This is a genomic window from Pseudarthrobacter sp. NCCP-2145 (assembly GCF_023708005.1).
In the GTDB taxonomy this organism is placed as follows: domain Bacteria; phylum Actinomycetota; class Actinomycetes; order Actinomycetales; family Micrococcaceae; genus Arthrobacter; species Arthrobacter oxydans.
In genome coordinates, this window is the sequence record NZ_BRCG01000008.1 from 24,324 (window position 1) to 44,056 (window position 19,733).

At 65.0% G+C, this 19,733-nt stretch carries 14 protein-coding genes; 4 read left to right on the forward strand and 10 right to left on the reverse strand.

Annotated features, from left to right (window positions below; translation table 11 throughout):
- Positions 1 to 62 precede the first annotated feature (62 nt).
- The gene (purH, locus tag NFU08_RS08725; protein ID WP_251422310.1) at positions 63 to 1,748 is read left to right on the forward strand and encodes a bifunctional phosphoribosylaminoimidazolecarboxamide formyltransferase/IMP cyclohydrolase; all 1,686 of its coding nucleotides are present in this window, start codon (positions 63 to 65) and stop codon (positions 1,746 to 1,748) included.
- 247 nt (positions 1,749 to 1,995) lie between these two features.
- On the opposite strand, the gene NFU08_RS08730 is transcribed toward purH, so the two are convergent.
- Both NFU08_RS08730 and NFU08_RS08735 read right to left on the reverse strand, forming a co-directional pair.
- Complete coding sequence (locus tag NFU08_RS08730) at positions 1,996 to 2,205, reverse strand: hypothetical protein (protein WP_251422313.1); 210 nt, start codon at positions 2,203 to 2,205, stop codon at positions 1,996 to 1,998.
- The gene (locus NFU08_RS08735) at positions 2,189 to 3,148 is read right to left on the reverse strand and encodes a serine protease (RefSeq protein WP_174175406.1); all 960 of its coding nucleotides are present in this window, start codon (positions 3,146 to 3,148) and stop codon (positions 2,189 to 2,191) included. The genes NFU08_RS08730 and NFU08_RS08735 overlap by 17 nt, the downstream gene beginning before the upstream one ends.
- A gap of 331 nt (positions 3,149 to 3,479) precedes the next feature.
- On the opposite strand from NFU08_RS08735, the gene NFU08_RS08740 reads away from it, so the two are divergent.
- Both NFU08_RS08740 and NFU08_RS08745 read left to right on the forward strand, forming a co-directional pair.
- Positions 3,480 to 5,699, forward strand: coding sequence for an NADP-dependent isocitrate dehydrogenase (locus NFU08_RS08740; protein ID WP_251422316.1), 2,220 nt, complete (start codon positions 3,480 to 3,482; stop codon positions 5,697 to 5,699).
- A 166-nt stretch (positions 5,700 to 5,865) separates the two neighbouring features.
- A complete protein-coding gene (locus tag NFU08_RS08745) occupies positions 5,866 to 8,088 on the forward strand; it encodes a catalase (protein WP_285835581.1) in 2,223 nt (740 codons plus the stop codon).
- Between the two features lie 147 nt (positions 8,089 to 8,235).
- On the opposite strand, the gene NFU08_RS08750 is transcribed toward NFU08_RS08745, so the two are convergent.
- The 5 genes from NFU08_RS08750 to NFU08_RS08770 form a co-directional block, all read right to left on the reverse strand.
- A complete protein-coding gene (locus NFU08_RS08750) occupies positions 8,236 to 8,736 on the reverse strand; it encodes a hypothetical protein (protein WP_251422319.1) in 501 nt (166 codons plus the stop codon).
- The gene (locus NFU08_RS08755) at positions 8,733 to 9,959 is read right to left on the reverse strand and encodes a serine/threonine-protein kinase (RefSeq protein ID WP_174175412.1); all 1,227 of its coding nucleotides are present in this window, start codon (positions 9,957 to 9,959) and stop codon (positions 8,733 to 8,735) included. The genes NFU08_RS08750 and NFU08_RS08755 overlap by 4 nt, the downstream gene beginning before the upstream one ends.
- A 282-nt stretch (positions 9,960 to 10,241) precedes the next feature.
- Positions 10,242 to 11,459, reverse strand: a complete 1,218-nt coding sequence (locus tag NFU08_RS08760; protein ID WP_251422322.1) for a hypothetical protein — start codon at positions 11,457 to 11,459, stop codon at positions 10,242 to 10,244.
- An 86-nt stretch (positions 11,460 to 11,545) separates the two neighbouring features.
- Entirely contained in the window at positions 11,546 to 12,505 is a 960-nt protein-coding gene (locus NFU08_RS08765) for a hypothetical protein (protein ID WP_251422326.1), read from the reverse strand.
- Between the two features lie 178 nt (positions 12,506 to 12,683).
- Entirely contained in the window at positions 12,684 to 13,754 is a 1,071-nt protein-coding gene (locus NFU08_RS08770; RefSeq protein ID WP_251422330.1) for a Gfo/Idh/MocA family protein, read from the reverse strand.
- A gap of 380 nt (positions 13,755 to 14,134) precedes the next feature.
- Here NFU08_RS08770 and NFU08_RS08775 point away from each other — a divergent pair, with 380 nt between their 5' ends.
- Positions 14,135 to 15,511 (forward strand): polysaccharide lyase family 1 protein, encoded by a 1,377-nt coding sequence (locus NFU08_RS08775; protein ID WP_251422333.1) that lies wholly within the window; start codon positions 14,135 to 14,137, stop codon positions 15,509 to 15,511.
- 70 nt (positions 15,512 to 15,581) lie between these two features.
- On the opposite strand, the gene NFU08_RS08780 is transcribed toward NFU08_RS08775, so the two are convergent.
- The 3 genes from NFU08_RS08780 to mmsA are packed head-to-tail and all read right to left on the reverse strand — an operon-like array spanning position 15,582 to position 19,618.
- Complete coding sequence (locus tag NFU08_RS08780) at positions 15,582 to 16,679, reverse strand: sugar-binding protein (protein WP_174175420.1); 1,098 nt, start codon at positions 16,677 to 16,679, stop codon at positions 15,582 to 15,584.
- Positions 16,680 to 16,729: 50 nt separating this feature from the next.
- Positions 16,730 to 18,010: a multiple monosaccharide ABC transporter permease gene (gene mmsB, locus NFU08_RS08785; RefSeq protein ID WP_174175422.1), complete on the reverse strand. Its 1,281-nt coding sequence runs from the start codon at positions 18,008 to 18,010 to the stop codon at positions 16,730 to 16,732.
- Between the two features lie 45 nt (positions 18,011 to 18,055).
- Positions 18,056 to 19,618, reverse strand: a complete 1,563-nt coding sequence (mmsA, locus tag NFU08_RS08790; RefSeq protein WP_174175424.1) for a multiple monosaccharide ABC transporter ATP-binding protein — start codon at positions 19,616 to 19,618, stop codon at positions 18,056 to 18,058.
- Positions 19,619 to 19,733: the final 115 nt, after the last annotated feature.

Here is a 19,733-nt window from a genome sequence, read left to right on the forward strand (position 1 = left end):
ATAAACTGGGCCGTATCCCCACCAACCGCGGCACTGTTCCGCGAGATAAGACGGAGACATTTGTGAGCTTCACGCAGCATGAGCGCGTATCCATCGACCGTGTTCCCATCCGCCGGGCACTGATCTCGGTTTACGACAAGACCGGTCTGGAGGAGCTCGCGCAGGGCCTGCATGCAGCGGGGGTGAAGCTCGTGTCCACCGGCTCCACGGCCAAGAAGATTGCCGCCGCAGGCATTCCGGTCCAGGAAGTCGAGGAAGTCACGGGTTCACCGGAGATGCTGGACGGCCGGGTCAAGACCCTGCACCCGCGCGTGCACGGCGGCATCCTGGCGGACCGCCGCGTGCCAGCCCACATGGACACGCTCACCCAGATGGAGATCGAACCCTTCGACCTCGTGGTGGTGAACCTCTACCCGTTCGTGGAGACCGTCAAGTCCGGCGCCGCCCAGGACGACGTCGTCGAACAGATCGACATCGGAGGCCCCGCCATGGTGCGTTCCGCCGCGAAGAATCACGCCGCCGTCGCCATTGTGGTGGACCCGTCCTTCTACGGCCAGGTGGTCACCGCGGCCGCTGAGGGCGGCTTTGATTTGAAGACACGACGCCAGCTGGCCGCCAAGGCGTTCGCCCACACGGCCTCCTACGACAACGCCGTGGCCACCTGGACCGCGAGCCAGTTCCTCGACGAAGACGGCGACGGCGTCATCGACTGGCCCGCCTACGCCGGCCTGTCCCTGGAGCGGTCCGAGGTGCTGCGGTACGGCGAGAACCCGCACCAGCAGGCTGCCCTGTACGCGGACAAGGCTGCCCCGGTGGGCATTGCCCAGGCTGACCAGCTGCACGGCAAGGCCATGAGCTACAACAACTTCGTTGATGCGGACGCCGCCCTGCGCGCCGCCTACGACTTCAGCGAGCCCGCCGTGGCCATTATCAAGCACGCCAACCCCTGCGGCGTTGCCGTGGGTTCCGCCGATGCCGCGGACCCGATCGCCGACGCCCACGCCAAGGCCCACGCCTGCGACCCTGTCTCGGCTTTCGGCGGCGTGATCGCAGCCAACCGCCCGGTCACCGCGGCCATGGCCAATACCGTCAAGGACATCTTCACCGAGGTTGTCATCGCGCCGGGCTTCGAACCGGAGGCCGTGGAGATCCTGTCCAAGAAGAAGAACATCCGCCTGCTCGCCCTGCCGGAAGGCTACGGCCGCTACCCCACGGAGTTCCGCCAGGTCTCGGGCGGCATGCTGGTCCAGGTCAGCGACAAGGTGGACGCTGACGGCGACAACCCCGCCAACTGGACACTGGCTGCGGGTGAAGCCGCCGACGACAAGACGCTCGCGGACCTCGCCTTCGCCTGGACCGCCTGCCGCGCGGCGAAGTCCAACGCCATCCTCCTCGCCCAGGACGGCGCTGCCGTGGGCATCGGCATGGGCCAGGTCAACCGCCTGGACTCCTGCCGCCTGGCCGTGGAGCGGGCCAACACCCTCGGCGTGACGGTGGAGTCCGACGTCGAAGGTGCGGGCGGTGCCTCGAACACCAGCGGTGCCGCCGCGCCTGCCCGCGCACGCGGTGCCGTTGCTGCGTCTGACGCCTTCTTCCCGTTTGCCGACGGCCTGCAGATCCTGATCGACGCCGGCGTCCGCGCCGTGGTCCAGCCCGGCGGTTCCGTCCGGGACGAGGAAGTTATTGCCGCAGCCAACGCGGCCGGCGTCACCATGTACTTCACCGGGGCGCGCCACTTCTTCCACTAATCCTCACCGGCACCCTAGCCTCGCTGCGTCCGCACCGGCTCCCTGCTCTCGCAAGCTCGGGGCCGGGGCCCTCGCCGGGAGCGGCTCCACGGCCAGGGAACCCTGCCGGCGTGGGCCCATCATCGATTGCTCCGTACCTGCCGTTTTCGCATCCGAGAACGTCAGTTACAGAGCAATCGATGAGTTAAGGACGACGGCGCCCGCCCCGCGAAGGGGACGGGCGCCGTCGTCGTTTCCAGGCCTTGTCCTACTCAGGGGTGCCGGACCCCTGGCCACCAGCGTCCGCGCCCCTCTGCTTGAGGCGCGGACCCTCCGCCGGAAGCCGCAGCTCCCGGGGCTTGGCCCCCGCCATCCGTTCCGCTGTCCAGTACTCGACGATCTCCTCGTGCGTCTGGTCCAGTTCGGCGTGGCTGACGGGTTCCTGGCCGGACGGGGTGTCTCTAGGAGGTTGCTGCACTGGCGTAGGTCTGCTGGATGACGGATCCCCAGTACGGGCCGTACATCACAGCGGAGCGGTTGTAGCCATAGCTGTTGACGGAGTTCTGGACGCCCGAAGAGCTGGTGCCAATGAACCACGGGCCGCCTGAGGAGCCGCCGGTCATGTCGCAGGGGATGCCCTGGGTTCCAAACTGCGGGTTGTTGGGATCGTTCGTGGCCGTTCCGGTGCAGCTCTTGAGGGTCTGGCCGTTAAAAGGCGATGCCGCGGGGTAGCCGAAGGACTTGTAGGTGAGCCCGCGGGCCTCGTTGAACGCCACGCCGGAACCGCCGACAACATCAGTGAGGGTCTGGCCGTTCAGCGTGTTCATCACGGCAAAGCCGGTGTCGTAAGCCATGTCCCCGTTGGCGCTCCACTGGGTGGGGGCGTGGAGGGATTTGGCGGTCCACTTGCCATAGGGCTCGGCGCCGTTCTCGTAGGCCGGCACAAACGCGAAGTTGGTGGCGAAGGCTCCCGGTCCCTCGTTGAGGCAGTGGCCCGCCGTGGACACGGTGCTTTCATTGGCGGAGGTTACGGCGTTGCCGGAGCAGACGTAGTTCGAGCCGGCCAGGGTGAAGAAGACCTTGCCGATGTGCTTGACCGGCGCCTCGCTCTGGGCGATGGTGGGCTTGCCCTTGGTGGCCTTGACCTCAGACTTCTTGCCCTTTTCCACGAGACCGGCGTTGGAGCGGTTGCCGCGTTCCAGGGCCTTGCCCGCGAGGACGTCACCGGGGATGGCGCTCTGCATCCGGTCGGCCGTCCAGTAGTCGGCCACGCCCGCGGCATCCACGACAGTGCTGGTGACGGATGGGCTTGCCTTGTCCTCCGCCGGAGCAGCGGTGGCTCCGCCGGCGGAGGTGAGTGCCAGAACGGCAGCGGCTGAGAGGCTCAGGAAGCCGGTAGCCAGAGACCTGGTGCGAGTCATTATTGTCCTGTCGTAACGGGGAGATAGCCCCGGAAAGGGGCGGAGTGACCCTGCGAATTTATCGCCATATGACAAGTTTGTAAATAGTAGTGACGTATCATGTATGGCCGTCAGTGGCCTGCCGGGATGCCCAGGTGAGGAAAGCGCGACGGCGGATGGGCGCCCCAGGTGCGTGCCGGCGTCGTCCGTTCTCCATCGCTGTAATCCTGCCCGTGCCGGGGGTAACGCTGCAGTCCCGGTAGGGGTGAAATCCCTGCGCTCGGGTAAGTTGTACATGGTGAAATAGACCGAATTTTCACAACCAAGCCGACCCACAGGGAGACGCCCGCGCATGTCCAAGATTATCTACACCCACACCGACGAAGCGCCGATGCTGGCTACCTATTCGTTCCTGCCCATCATCGAGGCGTTCGCCTCGACAGCAGGTGTGGAGGTGGAGACCCGCGACATTTCGCTCGCCGGCCGCATCATCGCCGTCTTCGGTGACTACCTGACCCCCGAGCAGCAGATCGGTGACGCCCTTGCTGAACTCGGTGAGCTGGCAAAGACGCCGGAAGCGAACATCATCAAGCTGCCCAACATCAGCGCTTCCATCCCGCAGCTGAAGGCCGCCATTGCCGAGCTGCAGGAACAGGGCTACGCCCTCCCGGACTACCCGGACAACCCCTCCTCGGACGAGGAGACCGCCATCCGCTCGCGCTACGACAAGATCAAGGGCTCCGCCGTGAACCCGGTCCTGCGCGAAGGCAACTCGGACCGCCGCGCACCGCTGTCCGTCAAGAACTATGCACGCCAGAACCCGCACTCCATGGGTGCCTGGACCGCTGACTCGAAGACCAACGTGGCCACCATGGGCCAGGACGACTTCCGTTCCAACGAGAAGTCCGTGGTTGTAGAGTCCGAGGGCACCATCGCCATCCAGCTGGTCCGCGAGGACGGCTCGGTCAAGGTCCTGAAGAAAGCCTTCCCGGTCCTGGCCGGCGAGGTCATCGACGGCACCGTGATGCGCGCCGCCGCCCTGGACGAATTCCTGAAGGCGCAGGTTGCCCGCGCCAAGGAAGAGGGCGTGCTGTTCTCCGCCCACCTCAAGGCCACCATGATGAAGGTTTCGGACCCCATCATCTTCGGCCACGTGGTCAAGGCCTACTTCTCCGAACTGTTTGAGACCTACGGCAAGCAGCTCTCCGCCGCCGGCATCAGCCCCAACAACGGCCTGGCCGCCATCCTGAGCAGCCTCGAGGACCTGCCCGAGGACGTTCGCGAAGGCGTGCAGAACCTCATCAAGAAGGGCCTCGAAGAAGGTCCCGCCCTGGCCATGGTGGACTCGGACAAGGGCATCACCACCCTGAACGTCCCCAGCGACGTCATCGTGGACGCCTCCATGCCCGCCATGATCCGCAGCTCCGGCCACATGTGGGGCCCGGACGGCAAGGAAGCCGACACCCTGGCCGTCCTGCCGGACAGCTCCTATGCCGGCATCTACCAGGTGGTCATCGATGACTGCCGTGCCAACGGCGCCTACGATCCCACCACCATGGGCACCGTGCCGAACGTCGGCCTCATGGCGCAGGCCGCCGAGGAATACGGCAGCCACGACAAGACCTTCGAAATCCAGGAAGCCGGCACCGTCCAGATCGTGGACGGCTCCGGGAAGGTCCTGGTTGAACACCAGGTTTCCGAGGGCGACATCTGGCGCGCCTGCCAGACCAAGGACCTGCCCATCCGCGACTGGGTCAAGCTGGCCGTGACCCGCGCCCGTGCCTCCCAGACTCCGGCCGTGTTCTGGCTGGACGAGGAGCGCGCCCATGACGCCAACCTCATCGCCAAGGTCAACGAGTACCTGAAAGAGCACGACACCGAGGGCCTGGACATCCAGATCATGTCCCCGGTCAAGGCGATTGCCTTCACCCTGGACCGCATTCGCAAGGGTGAGGACACCATCTCGGTGTCCGGCAACGTGCTCCGCGACTACCTCACGGACCTGTTCCCCATCCTTGAGCTGGGCACCAGCGCCAAGATGCTCTCCGTTGTTCCGCTGATGAACGGCGGCGGGCTGTTCGAAACCGGCGCCGGCGGGTCTGCCCCCAAGCACGTCCAGCAGCTGCTCAAGGAAAACCACCTGCGCTGGGACAGCCTGGGTGAGTTCCTGGCCCTGGCCGTCAGCTTCGAGCACCTGGCCACCACCACCAACAACGCCCGCGCGCAGGTCCTGGCCGACACACTGGACCGCGCCACGGGAACGTTCCTGCTGGAGAACAAGTCGCCCAGCCGCCGTGCCGGCGAGCTGGACAACCGCGGCAGCCACTACTTCCTGGCCCGCTACTGGGCCGAGGAACTGGCCAAGCAGACGGACGACGCCGACCTGGCCGCCTCCTTCAGCTCCATCGCCGGAGAGCTTGCCTCCAAGGAAGAGGCGATCGTCGGCGAGCTGGCTGAGGTCCAGGGCTCGCCGGTGGACATCGGCGGCTACTACCACCCGGACGACGCCAAGGCTTCTGCCGTGATGCGTCCTTCGGCAACACTCAACAAGGTCATCGCAACCCTGAGCTAGGCCTGCAGCAACGCGGCGTTCCGGATATCCGGAACGCCGCTTTCGTGTTTTCAGGGTAGGCGCAAAGCTTGTGACCGCAGGAATCGTTGCTAGGGTACTAAGTACGCTTAGTATCTCGGTTTGCGCCGATGACTGCTGAGGTTGCCGATCCTGAGGAGAAAAAATCGTGCCAGAAGACAGCAACATCCAGATTCCCGGCGTCCCCGCCAGCGAACCTGCCAGCCTCCAGGAACCTACCACCCCACGCGAACCGCTGCCGCCGAAGCCGGACCAGCAGGCACCGGAGGCTGTGTCGCCGACCGGAAGCCCTACCGGCGCGCCGGCCACTGCCCGTGCCCAGTCCGGACAGTACCTGACCACCGCGCAGGGGCTCCGCCTCGGCGATACGGACCACTCGCTGAAGGCCGGTTCCCGGGGCCCCATCCTGCTGCAGGACCACCACCTGCGCGAAAAGATCACCCACTTTGACCATGAACGCATCCCCGAGCGTGTGGTCCACGCCCGCGGGGCGGGAGCCCACGGTGTGTTCCGTTCCTACGGGACCGCGGCCAACATCACCCGGGCAGGCTTCCTGGCCAAGGACGTGGAGACGCCCGTCTTTGTCCGTTTCTCAACCGTGCTCGGCTCCCGCGGCTCCGCGGACACGGTCCGCGACACCCGCGGTTTCTCCACCAAGTTCTACACGGACGAGGGCACGTATGATCTCGTCGGCAACAACATCCCGGTCTTCTTCATCCAGGACGGCATCAAGTTCCCGGACATCGTCCATGCGGCGAAGCCGCACCCGGACCGGGAGATCCCGCAGGCCCAAAGCGCCCACGACACCTTCTGGGACTTCGTCTCCCTGCACACCGAGGCGCAGGCCCACACCATGTGGAACATGTCCGACCGCGGCATCCCGCGTTCGTACCGGACCATGGAGGGCTTCGGCGTGCACACGTTCAGGTTCGTGAACGCCGAGGGCCGGACAACCCTGGTGAAGTTCCACTGGAAGCCCAAACAGGGCGTCCATTCGCTGGTGTGGGAGGAAGCGCAGATCATCAACGGCATGGATCCTGACTTCCACCGCCGCGACCTCGCCGACGCCATCGAAGCAGGCGCCTTCCCTGAGTGGGAGCTGGGTGTCCAGACCTTCCCGGACACCGAGGACCAGATGTTCGAAGGCATCGACCTGCTGGATCCCACCAAGTTCGTCCCCGAGGAACTGGCCCCGGTCCAGCCCATCGGCGTCATGACGCTCAACGCCAACCCCACCAACTACTTTGCCGAAACCGAACAGGTGGCCTTCCACCCGGGCCATCTGGTGCCCGGGATCGACGTCACGAACGATCCGCTGCTGCAGGTGCGGCTGTTCTCCTACCTGGACACCCAGATCTCCCGGCTGGGCGGGCCGAACTTCGCCCAGATCCCCATCAACCGGCCGCAGGCTCCGGTGAACGATATGCTGCGCGACGGCATGCACCAGCAGGCGGTCCACGGTGGAGCGGCCCCTTACCGGCCCAACTCGCTTGACGGCGGCTGCCCGTTCCTGGCCGGCCAGGATGTGGGGGCCTTCATCGACGTGCCGGAGGAACTGGCCGCATCCATCAAGGAGCGGAAGAACCCGGCGTCCTTTGACGACCACTTCAGCCAGGCACGGCTCTTCTTCCGCAGCCTCAGCCCGGTGGAGCGGGACCATGTCATCCAGGCCTACACGTTCGAACTGGGCAAGTGCTACGAGAAGTCCATCCGCGAACGCCAGCTCGCGGCACTGGCCAACGTGGACGCGGAACTGTGTGCCGCCGTCGCCAAGGGACTGGGCCTTCCCGCACCGGAGGCAACCGAACAGGTACCGGACTCGGACCCCAGCCCCGCGCTGTCCCAGATAGGCGGGACCTGGCCGGTTGCCGGCAGGGTTGTGGGCATCCTTGCGGACGCTGACAGCGACCTGGCAGCCGTGAACGCGGCACGGAAGGCGCTGGACGCGGAGGGCATTGTCCCGCTGGTCATCGCCCCGGCGGGCGGCTTCCTTGGACCAGAGAACGACGGCGGGGTCCCCGTCCAGCGGACCTACCTCACCGCACGTTCCACCGAGTTCGACGCCGTGATCGTCGCGGCGTCCGCGGCGCCGGCTCCCGACGCCGCGCCCGGACTCGATGCCAAGGCAGGCACTCCCGGCGGAGGCACCGACCCGCGGGCAGTGCTGCTGCTCACGGAAGCGTACCGGCACGCAAAGGCAATCGGCACCTGGAATTCCGGCGCCGAAGCCCTGGCCGCAGCGGGCATCCCGCAGGACACCCCGGGCATCGTGTCCGCGGACGACGCCGAGTCACTGGTCTCTGAGCTGACCGCGCTGCTGGCCGCCCACAGGGTGTGGGAGCGGTTCCCGGCCTCGGCGGCCCAATCCTGAGCGGGCTGGCCGCTGACGCAGCACCCGGGGCGACGCCGCATTGGCTGACTGGGCTCAGCGGCTGACCCAGGGCACCGCCCGGTAAAGCCATTTTCAGGAAGGGAGCGCCGCCGTCGTTATGACGGGCGCTCCCTTCCGCATGTGGCGTCAGTCGTTGCCTTTGCCCTTGCCCTCGTTGTCTTTCTTGTCGTCGTCCTTCCCGGCCTCCGGCGCCGGCGCAGGGGCAGGGGCCGGCGCCTCGACGGCTGGCGGGGGAGTGGCCGCAGCTGCCTGCTCCGCGGCGATCCGTGCCTCTTCGGCTGCCTTGTCCGCCGCAGCCTTCTCCGCTGCTGCGATGGCTTCGTTCAGGTCTGCACGGACGGCCGTGGCAATCGTGGTGATGCTCCGGCGGCGTTCGTGGGAAATCTGTCCTTCAGACTGGGCCGCTTCCAGTTCAGCCTCAAGTCCCTCCAGCGCCAGCAGGGCTGCGGCGGGATCGTTTTCCGACGACGCCTGGGTAACCTCGAGGACGCGTGCCTGCAGCTGCCGCGCCGCCTCCCGCTCGAGGCCGGCCTCCGTTGTGCCGCAGCCGGTCAGCAGTGCGGCCGCCACGATGGCACCGGACCACGCGAGAACAGACGCGCGCCCAGCGGGGGAAACCAGCCTCACGGTTCCACGCTCTTCTGGAGTTCCTCAAGGTGCTCGCCCAGGACACCGGTCACCGTGGGGTAGGGCACGACGTCGGCCGGCGACTGGGCGGACAGTGTCATCAGCGCTGCAGCCACCGCGGCCGCCACCACCACCAGGGCCAGTACTGCCGCCAGCCAGAACCGCTTTGTCCGTTTCTTGCTGTCCTTCGCCCGGTCCTGGTTCAGGGCTTCGTGCGCTGTTCCCGGAACCTGCCCGACAGCGAGGGAAGCATCAGGCCCTGCCGCCTCCCGCAGCTCATCCACAGATTCCTCGGCGGTAATGGACGGCGGATGGAAGGGCATTGCGGGCAGCACCCGGGTGGTCTCCGGCGCAAGTTCACCTGGCGTGGATGCCGGTGAAACCAGCGCCTGGCGCAAGGCCGTTTCGATGTCAGCGGCGGCAGGCCGCTCGAGCGGCTCGATGGCGGTCATGGAGCGGATGAGGTCGGCCCATTCAGAGGGCAGGTCCTCGGGGATTTCCGGTGCGCGGTGCAGGCGCGCCACCGCCGATTCCACCGCGCTGCCCGGGTATTCCACGGTGCCCTTGATGCATTCAAGCAGCACCAGGCCGAGGGAGTAGATGTCGGTGGAGGGGCCGAGGGGTTTGCCCAGCGCCTGCTCGGGACTGAGATAAGCGGCTGTGCCCACCATTGTTCCCGTCGCGGTCAACCGGGTTGCGTCCACGATCCTGGCGATGCCAAAGTCGGTGAGCTTGGGCCGCAGCGGTTCACCGGGGCGTATCTGGACCAGCAGGATGTTGCCGGGTTTGATGTCCCGGTGGATGACGCCGAGGCCGTGGACGTACGCCAGGGCGTCGGCGATGCCGGCACCGATGACTGCCAGTTCCTCCAGCGGCACGGTGCTGTGCCGGATCCGGGCACGCAGGTCTTGGCCTTCCACGAGTTCCATGGTCAGGAAAGGCCTTGGCTCGTCAGGGATCCGGGTATCGATCCCGGCGTCGAACAACGTCACCAGGCCGGGGTGGTTCAGGGTTGCCAGAAGCTGGATTTCCGCTTCCTGGCGCTTGAGTTCATCGGCGTCGGGGGCTTGGGGAGCGAAGAGCTTGAGGGCCACGTCGCGGCCCAGATTTTCGTCGCGGGCACAGTAGACCGACGACATACCGCCGCGGCCAATCACCTCACCCAACCGGTAACGTCCGCCGACCACTTCATTCTTGATGGAGCTAGGCGATTCCGCCACCATGACCCGTTCCTCCCGGTGCGCTGCGGCACTGTCGTACCTCAAATTATACGGGCGGTGGAGTAAAGGGACGATTCACCCGGTGCCTCCGTGCTGCCGCACATCGGTGGTCCGGCGGCAAAAGGTGGGCCTTTCGCCGCCGGACCACCGTTCACAAGGACATGTGTGCTGAATACATGTTGTGCGTGGTCTTGGTTGGTGTTGTGCGGACCTCCTTTCCTTCAGCCCGCACCGTTGCCGCCGCTTCAGGCGCGTGGTGCAGGCACACTCAGCAGGTGGCCGGCGCTACGACATCCTCCGCTTACGAAGCATCAGGAGTCCTGCCACCAGAAGCAGGAGGGCGAGGGGCGCCAGGGAGGCATCCACACCCGTGTTTGCCAAAGCAGTGGCCCCCTGGGCCGGGGTGCTGCCGGTGCCTGCACGGGTGTCCACAGCAATGGCACCGCCCACTGCGGTGGAACCGGCGGCAGGTGCTGTGGAGTTTCCGTCGGTCAAGGTGCCAGTGCCACTTCCGTTGCCCGTGGTACCCGTAGTCCCCGCGGTTCCGTTGTCAGCGCCGGGATCCGAGGTTCCGGAATCAATGGTGCCGACGCCGTCCGTGGTGCCGTTGCCCGGGTCCGTGGTGCCGGGGTTGTCGGTTCCCGGTGTTGCCGTTCCCGGGTTTTCGGTGCCGGTGCCGGTGCCCGTGCCGCCGATGGAGAGGTCAACGGCGGCATCGATAACGGCGCCGCTGCCGCCGGTGGTGTCGCCGCCGATGGTGGCATCTACGTTGGCGTCGACAAGTTCCCCGTTACCGGTGGTGGTATCGCCGCCGATGGTGAGGTCGATGTTGGCGTCGACAAGTTCCCCGTTACCGGTGGTGGTGTCGCCGTCAATGGCGGCATCCACGTTGGCGTCGACGATCTGGCCGGTGCCGCTGGTTCCGCCGCTGGTGAGGTCGACGTTGGCGTTGGCGAGTTCGCCGGTGGTGCCCGTGCCGCCGATGGTGAGGTCGACGTTGGCGTCGGCGAGTTCGCCGGTGGTGCCGGTGCTGGTTCCGCCGATGGTGAGGTCGGCGTTGGCGTTGGCGAGTTCGCCGGTGGTGCCGGTGCTGGTGCCGCCGATGGTGGCATCTACGTTGGCGTCGACAAGTTCCCCGTTACCGGTGGTGGTATCGCCGCCGATGGTGAGGTCGGCGTTGGCGTCGACGATCTCGCCGGTGCCGCCGAGCGCAAGGTCGACGACGGCCGCGGCTGCGAGGCCAGTGGCGTCCGTCGTCGCGCCGGTGGCGCCTCCAAGCGCGACGTCGGCCGCGACGGCAGCATCCGCTGAAACGGACGGCGTTGGGTCACCCAGCTGGCCCAACGACGTCGAGTCAACGGACGCCGCCGCCGAGATGAGGGCAGATGCGGAAAGGTCCGATCCGCTGGTGGTGTCCGCGGCATGTGCCGCAGTGCAACTGAGGGCTAGGAGCCCGCCTGCAAAGAGGGTGCCGAGCATTCCCCGGCGAAGGTTCGAGTTCATGGTGATGTCTCCTGAAAAGTTGAGTACAGGCTGCTTCTCGGCAACCCGGATGGCCGCTTTCTGCCGCAAGGGCAGGCTGGCATCAACTAGTCAGGAGATGAACCGGGGTCGAAAGACACCGGTGCGGGGGCATGCTCGGAGAACTCACCGGCAAGGACAACGCCGGTCGTTGGAAGGTTGAGGTCGAGGGGGCTTAGCCATGCCGCGGCCCCGGAGGAAGGGGCAGAAGTAGTGCTGCTTCCTGTGCCGGAGCCAGGGGCGGGAGGAGCCTGGGCAGGGGCGGGCGATGGGTCTGCCGCACCCGGCTGCTCCTCGGCAGCATCCAGCACCAATACCGCAGTTTGAAGTGCCGCGTGAGTGGTGGCTACGTCCACCGGACCCGCTGCGGAGGTGCCGGTTCCCGTGACCTCAAAACTGCCGGTGGCAGCTAGTTCAGCCGACACCGCAGGTGCCGTCGCCATAGCCACATTGGTTGGAGCAAGGGCGTCTACCGCGCCAGGTACAGCTTCAGACGGCACCTCGACAGCCGGTACCGTTACGGGGAGTTCCGGAAGCACTGGCCTGGCGGATACCAGCTCTTCAACGGGCTGCAGGGCCGGCTCCAGGACCGGAAGTACTTCGGTCACAGGTGGAACTACCGCTTCCACGGCTTCCGCCACCGCCACGTCCACAGATTCGGCGATGGGAACGGCTATGACCGACACCGTTCCCGCAGGGATGACGTTGCTGATAACGGGTACCGACGAAACAATCTGGTCCGCGATTCCGGAAACCTCTCCCGCGAGGGGCTGCAGCAGCCCCGTCGACGAGTCCGGCGCCGGTAATGAGGAGGCGGCGGGTGCGGGATCAGCAAGACTGGCCGTGGAAAGGGGCAGCTCTTCCGCCACCGACGATACTGAACTGGTGACGCCCCCCAACAGGGAAGTTGCATCCTGCAGCGTGTCTGCCGAAGCAGTTGATGCCGATAAGGTCAGCCACGTGAGGGTGGCGGCGCCTGCAAGGAACACCGGCCGAAAGGCACGCCACGGCGAGCGACTACCAGCCATGCGTACCACCCCCAGTACTGATGCATTCGACGATGGCTACAGCCTAAGACCGAATGTTGCGGGAAGTCTAGGGTCTGCCTAAACAACTCGACAAATCTGAAAACTTCATAGCTCAGGAATTACAGAGCCGACGGAACTCGTCATAATCGGCATTTGATCGAAGCTCCCGGGGTGAAGCTCAGTGCCGGTCGTTCGGATAGCTGACCCCCAGCTGCGCACGAACGCCGTCAAAGAGGCGCATTGTATTCAGGGTGTCCTCGAGCGGCATCACCGGGCTTTCCGTAAGTCCCTGCTGGATGCAGCGGGTAACTTCGCGCAGCTCGTAAACGTATCCGCGGCCCACCGGCTCAAAGGCTTCAGCCCTGCGGGAGTCCCAGCCTGTGGAAACCGTCAGTTCACTGGGATTGTTAATGGAGCCCACGCTTTGCAGGTATCCAAGGCTGCCCGCCACTGTGGCGGTCCTGGGGCCATGCGCCAGGAGCGAGGACGTCAGCTGCACCTGCGCACCGTGGTTGTATCCCAATGTCAGCGCGTTCTGGGCGTCCACGCCGTCGTCATTGATGAACCCGCTGGCACTCACTGTCTGCGGGAAGCCCAGTGTGCCCAGCGCCCACAGGAGCGGGTACACCGAAAGGTCCAGCAGCGCGCCGCCGCCGTCCTTCCTGGCCCACAACCTGGCGGTAGGGGAGTACGGGGCCGGGAAACCAAGGTCTGCCGTGACCCAATGGATGTCGCCGAGCTCGCCAGACGCGGCAATCTCGAACGCCCGCTGCATGCTCGGCAGGAAACGGCTCCACACTGCTTCCATGAGGAACAGGTTGCGGGTCCTGGCAACGTCGATGAGCTCTGAGGCTTCCCGGGCGTTGATGGTAAAGGCCTTTTCGCACAGGACGTGTTTGCCGGCGTTGAGCGCCGCGAGGACGATCTCGTAGTGCTGGGCGTGGGGCGTCGCAACATAGACGACGTCCACCTGCTCGTCCGCGAGCAGCCGCTGGTAGCCGGGCACGCCGCCTTCGTCACCGTAGGCCTTTGCGAAGTCATAGGCCACCGCAAAGGCATCAGCCGTGTCCTGGCCCCGTGAACTGACGGCATACAGCTCGGCATCTGCCAGCAGGGCCAGGTCCTGCGACACCGAGCGGGCGATCCCGCCCGTGGCGATGATCCCCCAGCGCAGGGGAGAACCGGTAGAGGATCGGGGGTCCTGGTCGGACTGGGTGGACAGCCATGGCTTGGCGATGGGGGCACTCATGGTGACCATCCTCTCATTGAGGTGAGCGAGGGTTCAGTTATGACCTGCAGTAAGTGCGAGAGCGTCGGGCAACTTGTGAGAATGCCGGGCAGCGCGTTGTGACAAACCCTTGACAGCATTGTCGCGGGAGACATAAGAATAGAGAACCGCCACTGGAAACCGTTTTCTTGCGCGGCGGCTACCCTTCCATGATCCGCACCCACCTAGGCATGTGGTCTGTTTGGCATGCCGGAAAAAGGGCCAATGACGTCCGCACACACACCAGACCTACCACCTCAGCCGTCCGGAGCAGGTTCCGCATAGGAGCAGGAGTCGCTGCCTCCGCCTCCGCACTTGCGCTCGCAGCGGGGCTGGCAGTGGCCGCTCCTGCAACCGCGGGTATGGCACCCGCCAGTCCGGCACCGACCGGAGGAGGCGTTATCCGGGCGGACGACGCGGCACCCACGGGGTGGGCCGCCGTCGGCAGCGGTACCGACGGCGGTGCGGGGGCACCCGCTGCGAACCGCTACGAAGTCAGCACACTCGCCGGACTCAAGGCTGCGCTGGCCAATAACGGCGAGCCCAAGGCGCCCAAGATCATCTACGTCAACGGGACCATTGACGGCAACCAGACGCCCGATGGCCGCGTCCTGGGGGAGCAGGACTACGCGCCGGGGTATGACATCGACAAGTACATATCCTGCTTCGGACCGGAAGGAGAGGTTTGGAGCGACCAGACCCATGAGTACTGCAAGAAGCAGAGGCAGCTCCGCCAGACCGGCAGCAACAACATGAAGCGGCAGATCGAAGTAAGCCTGCCCAGCAACACCACCCTGATTGGCCTGGGTGCCGATTCAGGTTTCGTTGGCGCCAACATCGTGATACTCAGCGCCACCAACGTGGTGATGCGCAACCTCAGCGTCGAGGCACCGGTGGACTTCTTCAGCACCTGGTCCCCCGACGACGGGGACGGTGCCTGGAACGCGAGGTTCGACGCCGTATCTTCCGTTACCTCTGACCATCTGTGGATAGACCACGTCCGGCTGACCGACGGGCGGTTCCCCGACAGCGAGGCGCCCCTCGGTCCCGACGGCAAGCCGGCCAACCGGCACGACGGCCTCCTGGACCTCAAGGACGGCACCGATTACGTGACCATCTCCAACAGCAAGCTTTCCAACCATGACAAGACCATGCTGCTCGGGTCAGGGGACGAACATGTGGACAAGGACGGCGGGAAACTGCGCGTCAGCTACATCGGCAACCACCTCGAAAACATCCAGCAGCGCGGTCCGCGGGTACGGTTCGGGCAGGTGCATGTGCTGAACAACTACTTTGTGGCCAGCACAGAGCACCCGCAATACCCCATGATCAGCGAGGGCCAGGGTGGTAACAGCTACTTCCTGGGTGCAGGCTACGAGTCGCGGATCTACTCCGAGCGCAACGCCTTCGACTACTCCGGACCCGGGGCTGACAAATCAATCATGGTGAGCAGCTACAACGGACACCGTTTCAAGGACATCGGCTCCTGGTTCAACGGTGAGGAGGCCGACCTCAACGCCGTGGCGCAGGCATCCTTCGAGCAGAACCGCGCGGAGGCCCTGGCGGAAGCGGAACTCAAGGGGGAGCCCGCCCCGGACTGGACGGGGTGGGACTTCAGCACCGACGTCGGCTGGGACCCTGCGGATGCATACAACTACAAAGCATTCACAACGCCTCAGGCGGTACGGAACCACGCGCTGCACTTCACCGGTCCGGGGGTCCTCACCGTTAAGCGGTAGAACCGGGACAGCCAGGCACAAGGAAACGCCCGGCCCCCAACAGGGGACCGGGCGTTCTGCTTGCTGACCGCTACTTGGTGATCGGTTCGAGAACCGGGTCGCCTTCGTAAGCGGTCTTGACGTTCGCAGCGGTGACGATGACCGGCTCCAGCAGGTAGGCCGGAACAGTCTTGACACCGTTGTTGTAGGAGTTCTCGTCGTTGATCTCGGGCGTCTTGCCGGCCTGGAGATCCTTCACCATGGTGATGGCGTGCTCAACGAGCTTGCGGGTGTCCTTGTTGATGGTGGAGTACTGCTCGCCCGCCATGATGGACTTGACGGACTCAACCTCGGAGTCCTGGCCGGTGACGACCGGAAGCTCCTTGCCTGCTGCCTTGACGGAGGTCAGGACCGCGCGGGCCAGGGTGTCGTTCGGGGACAGGACGCCGTCCAGGGACTCGCTGGAGTAGCTGCCGGTGAGCAGGGTGTCGGCGCGGCGCTGGGCGTTCTCAGCCTTCCAGCCCTGGGTCACAGCCTGCTCGAAGCTGGTTTGGCCGGAGAGGACCTTGAGCGTGCCGTCGTCGATCTTCGGCTTCAGGACACTCATGGCTCCGTCGAAGAAGACCTTGGCGTTGGCATCGTCCGGGGAGCCCGCGAAGAGTTCGATGTTGTAGGGACCCTCGCCCTTCTTCTCTTTGAGGCCTTCCAGCAGTGCCTGGCCCTGGAGTTCACCCACCTTGAAGTTGTCGTAGGCCACGTAGTAGTCCACGTTCTCGGTGTTCAGCAGCAGGCGGTCGTAGGCGATGATCGTGGCGCCGGAGTCTTTGGCCTGCTTGAGCTGCGTGCCCAGCTGGGAGCCGTCGATGGCACCCACGATGATGACCTTGGCACCCTTGGTGACCATGGCGCTGATCTGGTTCTGCTGCTCGGACACACCGCCGTTGGCGAACTGTACATCGGGCTTGAAGCCGGCCTCGGTGAGGCCCTCATTGAACAGCTTCTCAGCGAGAACCCAGTTCTCACTGGTCTTCTGCGGAAGGGCAACGCCGATGGCGGAGTCCTGCTCAAAGCCGCTGGCGCCCTCGGTGCCGCCGCCTGTGGAGGTCTCCGACCGTCCGCAGCCCGTCAGCGCCAGTGCTGCGATGGCAGCGACCGCTGCTGCCTTTCCTGCTTTACCAATCATTCGCATTGTTGGTTCTCTTTCTCTGTAGTGGTGTAACGCTATTCAGGCCGCAAGGCTCAGGCTTCCCTGGCGATCGCTTCCTTCGTGGAGGTGGTTTCGTCCGGCTGGTTGGGGTTGGAGGGCCCCTGCTTACGGTTGAAGTTCTGGGTGAGCAGGCCGATGATCGACTTCTTGCCCTGGCTCTTGTTGTAGACGTCGAAGGCGACGGCGATCAGGAGCACCAGGCCCTTGATGATCTGCGTGAGGTCGGCGCCGACGCCGAGGAGCTGGAGGCCGTTGTTCAGCACGGCCATGACCAGGCCGCCGATGATGGATCCGACGACGGTTCCCACGCCGCCGGTCACTGCGGCGCCGCCGATGAAGACTGCCGCGATGGCGTCCAGTTCCCAGCCGACCCCGTCAAAGGGTCCCGACGCGGTGGAGCGGCCTACGAAGATCATGCCTGCTAGGCCGGCAAGGATGGACATGTTCATCATGACCAGGAAGTTGACCTTCTTGGACTGGACGCCGGAGAGTTCGGCCGCGTGGCGGTTGCCGCCGACCGCGTAGACGTGGCGGCCCAGGACGGTGCGGGAGGAAATGAAGCCGTAGATCAGGACCAGGACGGCCAGGATCAGGCCGGGAATGGGGAACGAGGTGCCGGGGCGGCCGGTGGCGAACAGGTACGTGGCGTAGAGGATGGCACCGCAGATCAGGACCAGCTTCAGGGCGGTGACCCACATTTCCGGAACCTCGGCGCCCAATGCCTTGGCCCGGGCGCGGGACCGCAGTTCACCAACCACCACGAATGCCGCGGCGGCGATGCCCAGCAGCAGGGTCAGGTTGTTGAACCCTGTGTTGGGTCCCACTTCGGGGAGGTAGCCGGAACCGAGGTACTGGAAGTCGGCCGGAACGGGGATGGTGTTGGACTTGCCGACAAACTGGTTGAAGCCGCGGAACAGGAGCATGCCGGCGAGGGTCACGATGAAGGCGGGTATCCCCACATAGGCCACCCACCAGCCCTGCCAGGCCCCGATCAGCGCTCCGAGCGCCAGGCCCAGGAGCACTCCGGCATACCAGGGGATGCCCCAGTCCCGGATGGCCAGGGCAACCGTGACACCCACGAAGGCTGCAATGGAGCCCACGGACAGGTCAATGTGCCCCGCGATGATCACCAGGACCATGCCGATGGCGAGGATCAGGATGTAGGAGTTGCCGTTGAAGAGGTTGATGACGTTGCCGGGGGTGAGGGTCCGGCCGTCGGTGGCGATCTGGAAGAAGACGATCAGTGCAACCAGGGCGAAGATCATGCCGAATTGGCGGGTGTTTCCGCCAAACAGCTTTTTGAGGGCGTTCATGGTGTCAGTCCTTGTGTCCGGAAGGTTCTGGGATGATCCAGAGGGTCAGGCGGCTTCGGCTTTGCGGGCGGAGGTCATCAGTTTCATCAGGCTTTCCTGGCTGGCCTCGTCTTTGTTCAGGACACCTGTGATGGCGCCTTCGAAAATCGTGTAGATGCGGTCGGACAGGCCCAGGAGTTCGGGGAGTTCCGAGGAAATGACGATGACTCCCTTCCCCTGGTTGGCAAGCTGCTGGATGATTCCGTAGATCTCGTACTTGGCACCAACATCAATGCCGCGGGTCGGTTCGTCCAGGATCAGCAGATCGGGGTCGGTGAACATCCACTTGGCGAGGACCACCTTCTGCTGGTTGCCGCCGGAGAGCTTGGCCACGCCTTCCTCCACGGACGGGGTTTTGGTGCGCAGCGACTTGCGGTACTGCTCCGCCACGGTGAATTCCTGGTTCAGGTCCACCACCGAGTTGTGGCTGATCTTCCGCAGGTTCGCTGCCACCGTGGTGGTCTTGATGTCATCGAGCAGGTTCAGTCCCAGGGACTTGCGGTCCTCGGTGACGTAACCCAACCCCGCGTCGATGGCCTGGCGCACGGTCTTGAGGGTGATCTCCTTGCCGTCCTTGTAAATGTGGCCGCTGATGAAGCGGCCGTAGGAGCGGCCGAAGACCGAGCGGGCCAGCTCGGTGCGGCCGGCGCCCATGAGCCCGGCGAAGCCGACGATCTCCCCGCGGCGGACGAAGAAGCTGGAGTTCTTGCATACCAGCCGGTCCGCCACGTTGGGATGGCCCACGGTCCAGTCCTTGACCTCAAAAAACACCTCGCCGATCTTGGGCGTGTGTTCCGGGAAGCGGGACTCCAGCGTGCGCCCCACCATGCCCTTGATGATCCGGTCTTCGTCCACGCCGTCGGCCTTGACGTTCAGCGTTTCGATGGACTTGCCGTCACGGATGATGGTGATGGAATCGGCGATCTGTTCGATCTCGTTCAGCTTGTGGGAAATGATGATGGACGTGATGCCCTTGGCCTTCAGGCCGAGCATCAGGTCAAGCAGGTGCTGGGAATCGGACTCGTTCAGCGCCGCGGTGGGCTCGTCCAGGATGAGGATCTTCACGGACTTGTTCAGAGCCTTGGCGATTTCCACCAGCTGCTGCTTGCCGACACCGATTTCCTTGATGGGGGTGTCCGGGTCCTCGCGCAGGCCCACCCTGGCCAGCAGGTCCAGGGAGCGCAGCCGGGCCTCCGCCCAGTTGATGACGCCGCGCTTGGTGGGCTCGTTGCCCAGGAAGATGTTTTCCATGATGGACAGCTCGGGGATCAGCGCCAGTTCCTGGTGGATGATCACGATGCCGGCGTGTTCGCTGGCCCTGATGTCCTTGAACTGCTGCACCTGGCCCTGGTAGACGATGTCGCCGTCGTAGCTGCCGTACGGGTAAACGCCCGAGAGGACCTTCATCAGGGTGGACTTGCCTGCACCGTTCTCGCCGCAGATTGCGTGGATTTCCGCGGCTTTGACCCTCAGGCTCACGTTATCCAACGCTTTAACGCCCGGGAATTCCTTGGTGATGGACCGCATCTCAAGGATGATCGGTTCCGTTTGCGTGGTCTGGGACGTCATGAACCCTAACCCTCCAATGCAATGACTTCTTTGTCCGGCCGGCAAAGCGCAGGGCCGTCTGATCCAAAAGTAAACTGGATCACGCCTATTGTCGTCAAGTCTTTAACGCAATCGG

Coding starts and splice junctions, on each gene's coding strand:
- NFU08_RS08735 (WP_174175406.1), bottom strand. CDS start 3,148: ATGACTCGCACCAGGTCTCTGGCTACCGGCTTCCTGAGCCTCTCAGCC.
- NFU08_RS08740 (WP_251422316.1), top strand. CDS start 3,480: ATGTCCAAGATTATCTACACCCACACCGACGAAGCGCCGATGCTGGCT.
- NFU08_RS08755 (WP_174175412.1), bottom strand. CDS start 9,959: ATGGTGGCGGAATCGCCTAGCTCCATCAAGAATGAAGTGGTCGGCGGA.
- NFU08_RS08760 (WP_251422322.1), bottom strand. CDS start 11,459: ATGAACTCGAACCTTCGCCGGGGAATGCTCGGCACCCTCTTTGCAGGC.
- NFU08_RS08765 (WP_251422326.1), bottom strand. CDS start 12,505: ATGGCTGGTAGTCGCTCGCCGTGGCGTGCCTTTCGGCCGGTGTTCCTT.
- NFU08_RS08770 (WP_251422330.1), bottom strand. CDS start 13,754: ATGAGTGCCCCCATCGCCAAGCCATGGCTGTCCACCCAGTCCGACCAG.
- NFU08_RS08775 (WP_251422333.1), top strand. CDS start 14,135: ATGGCACCCGCCAGTCCGGCACCGACCGGAGGAGGCGTTATCCGGGCG.
- NFU08_RS08780 (WP_174175420.1), bottom strand. CDS start 16,679: ATGCGAATGATTGGTAAAGCAGGAAAGGCAGCAGCGGTCGCTGCCATC.
- mmsB (WP_174175422.1), bottom strand. CDS start 18,010: ATGAACGCCCTCAAAAAGCTGTTTGGCGGAAACACCCGCCAATTCGGC.
- mmsA (WP_174175424.1), bottom strand. CDS start 19,618: ATGACGTCCCAGACCACGCAAACGGAACCGATCATCCTTGAGATGCGG.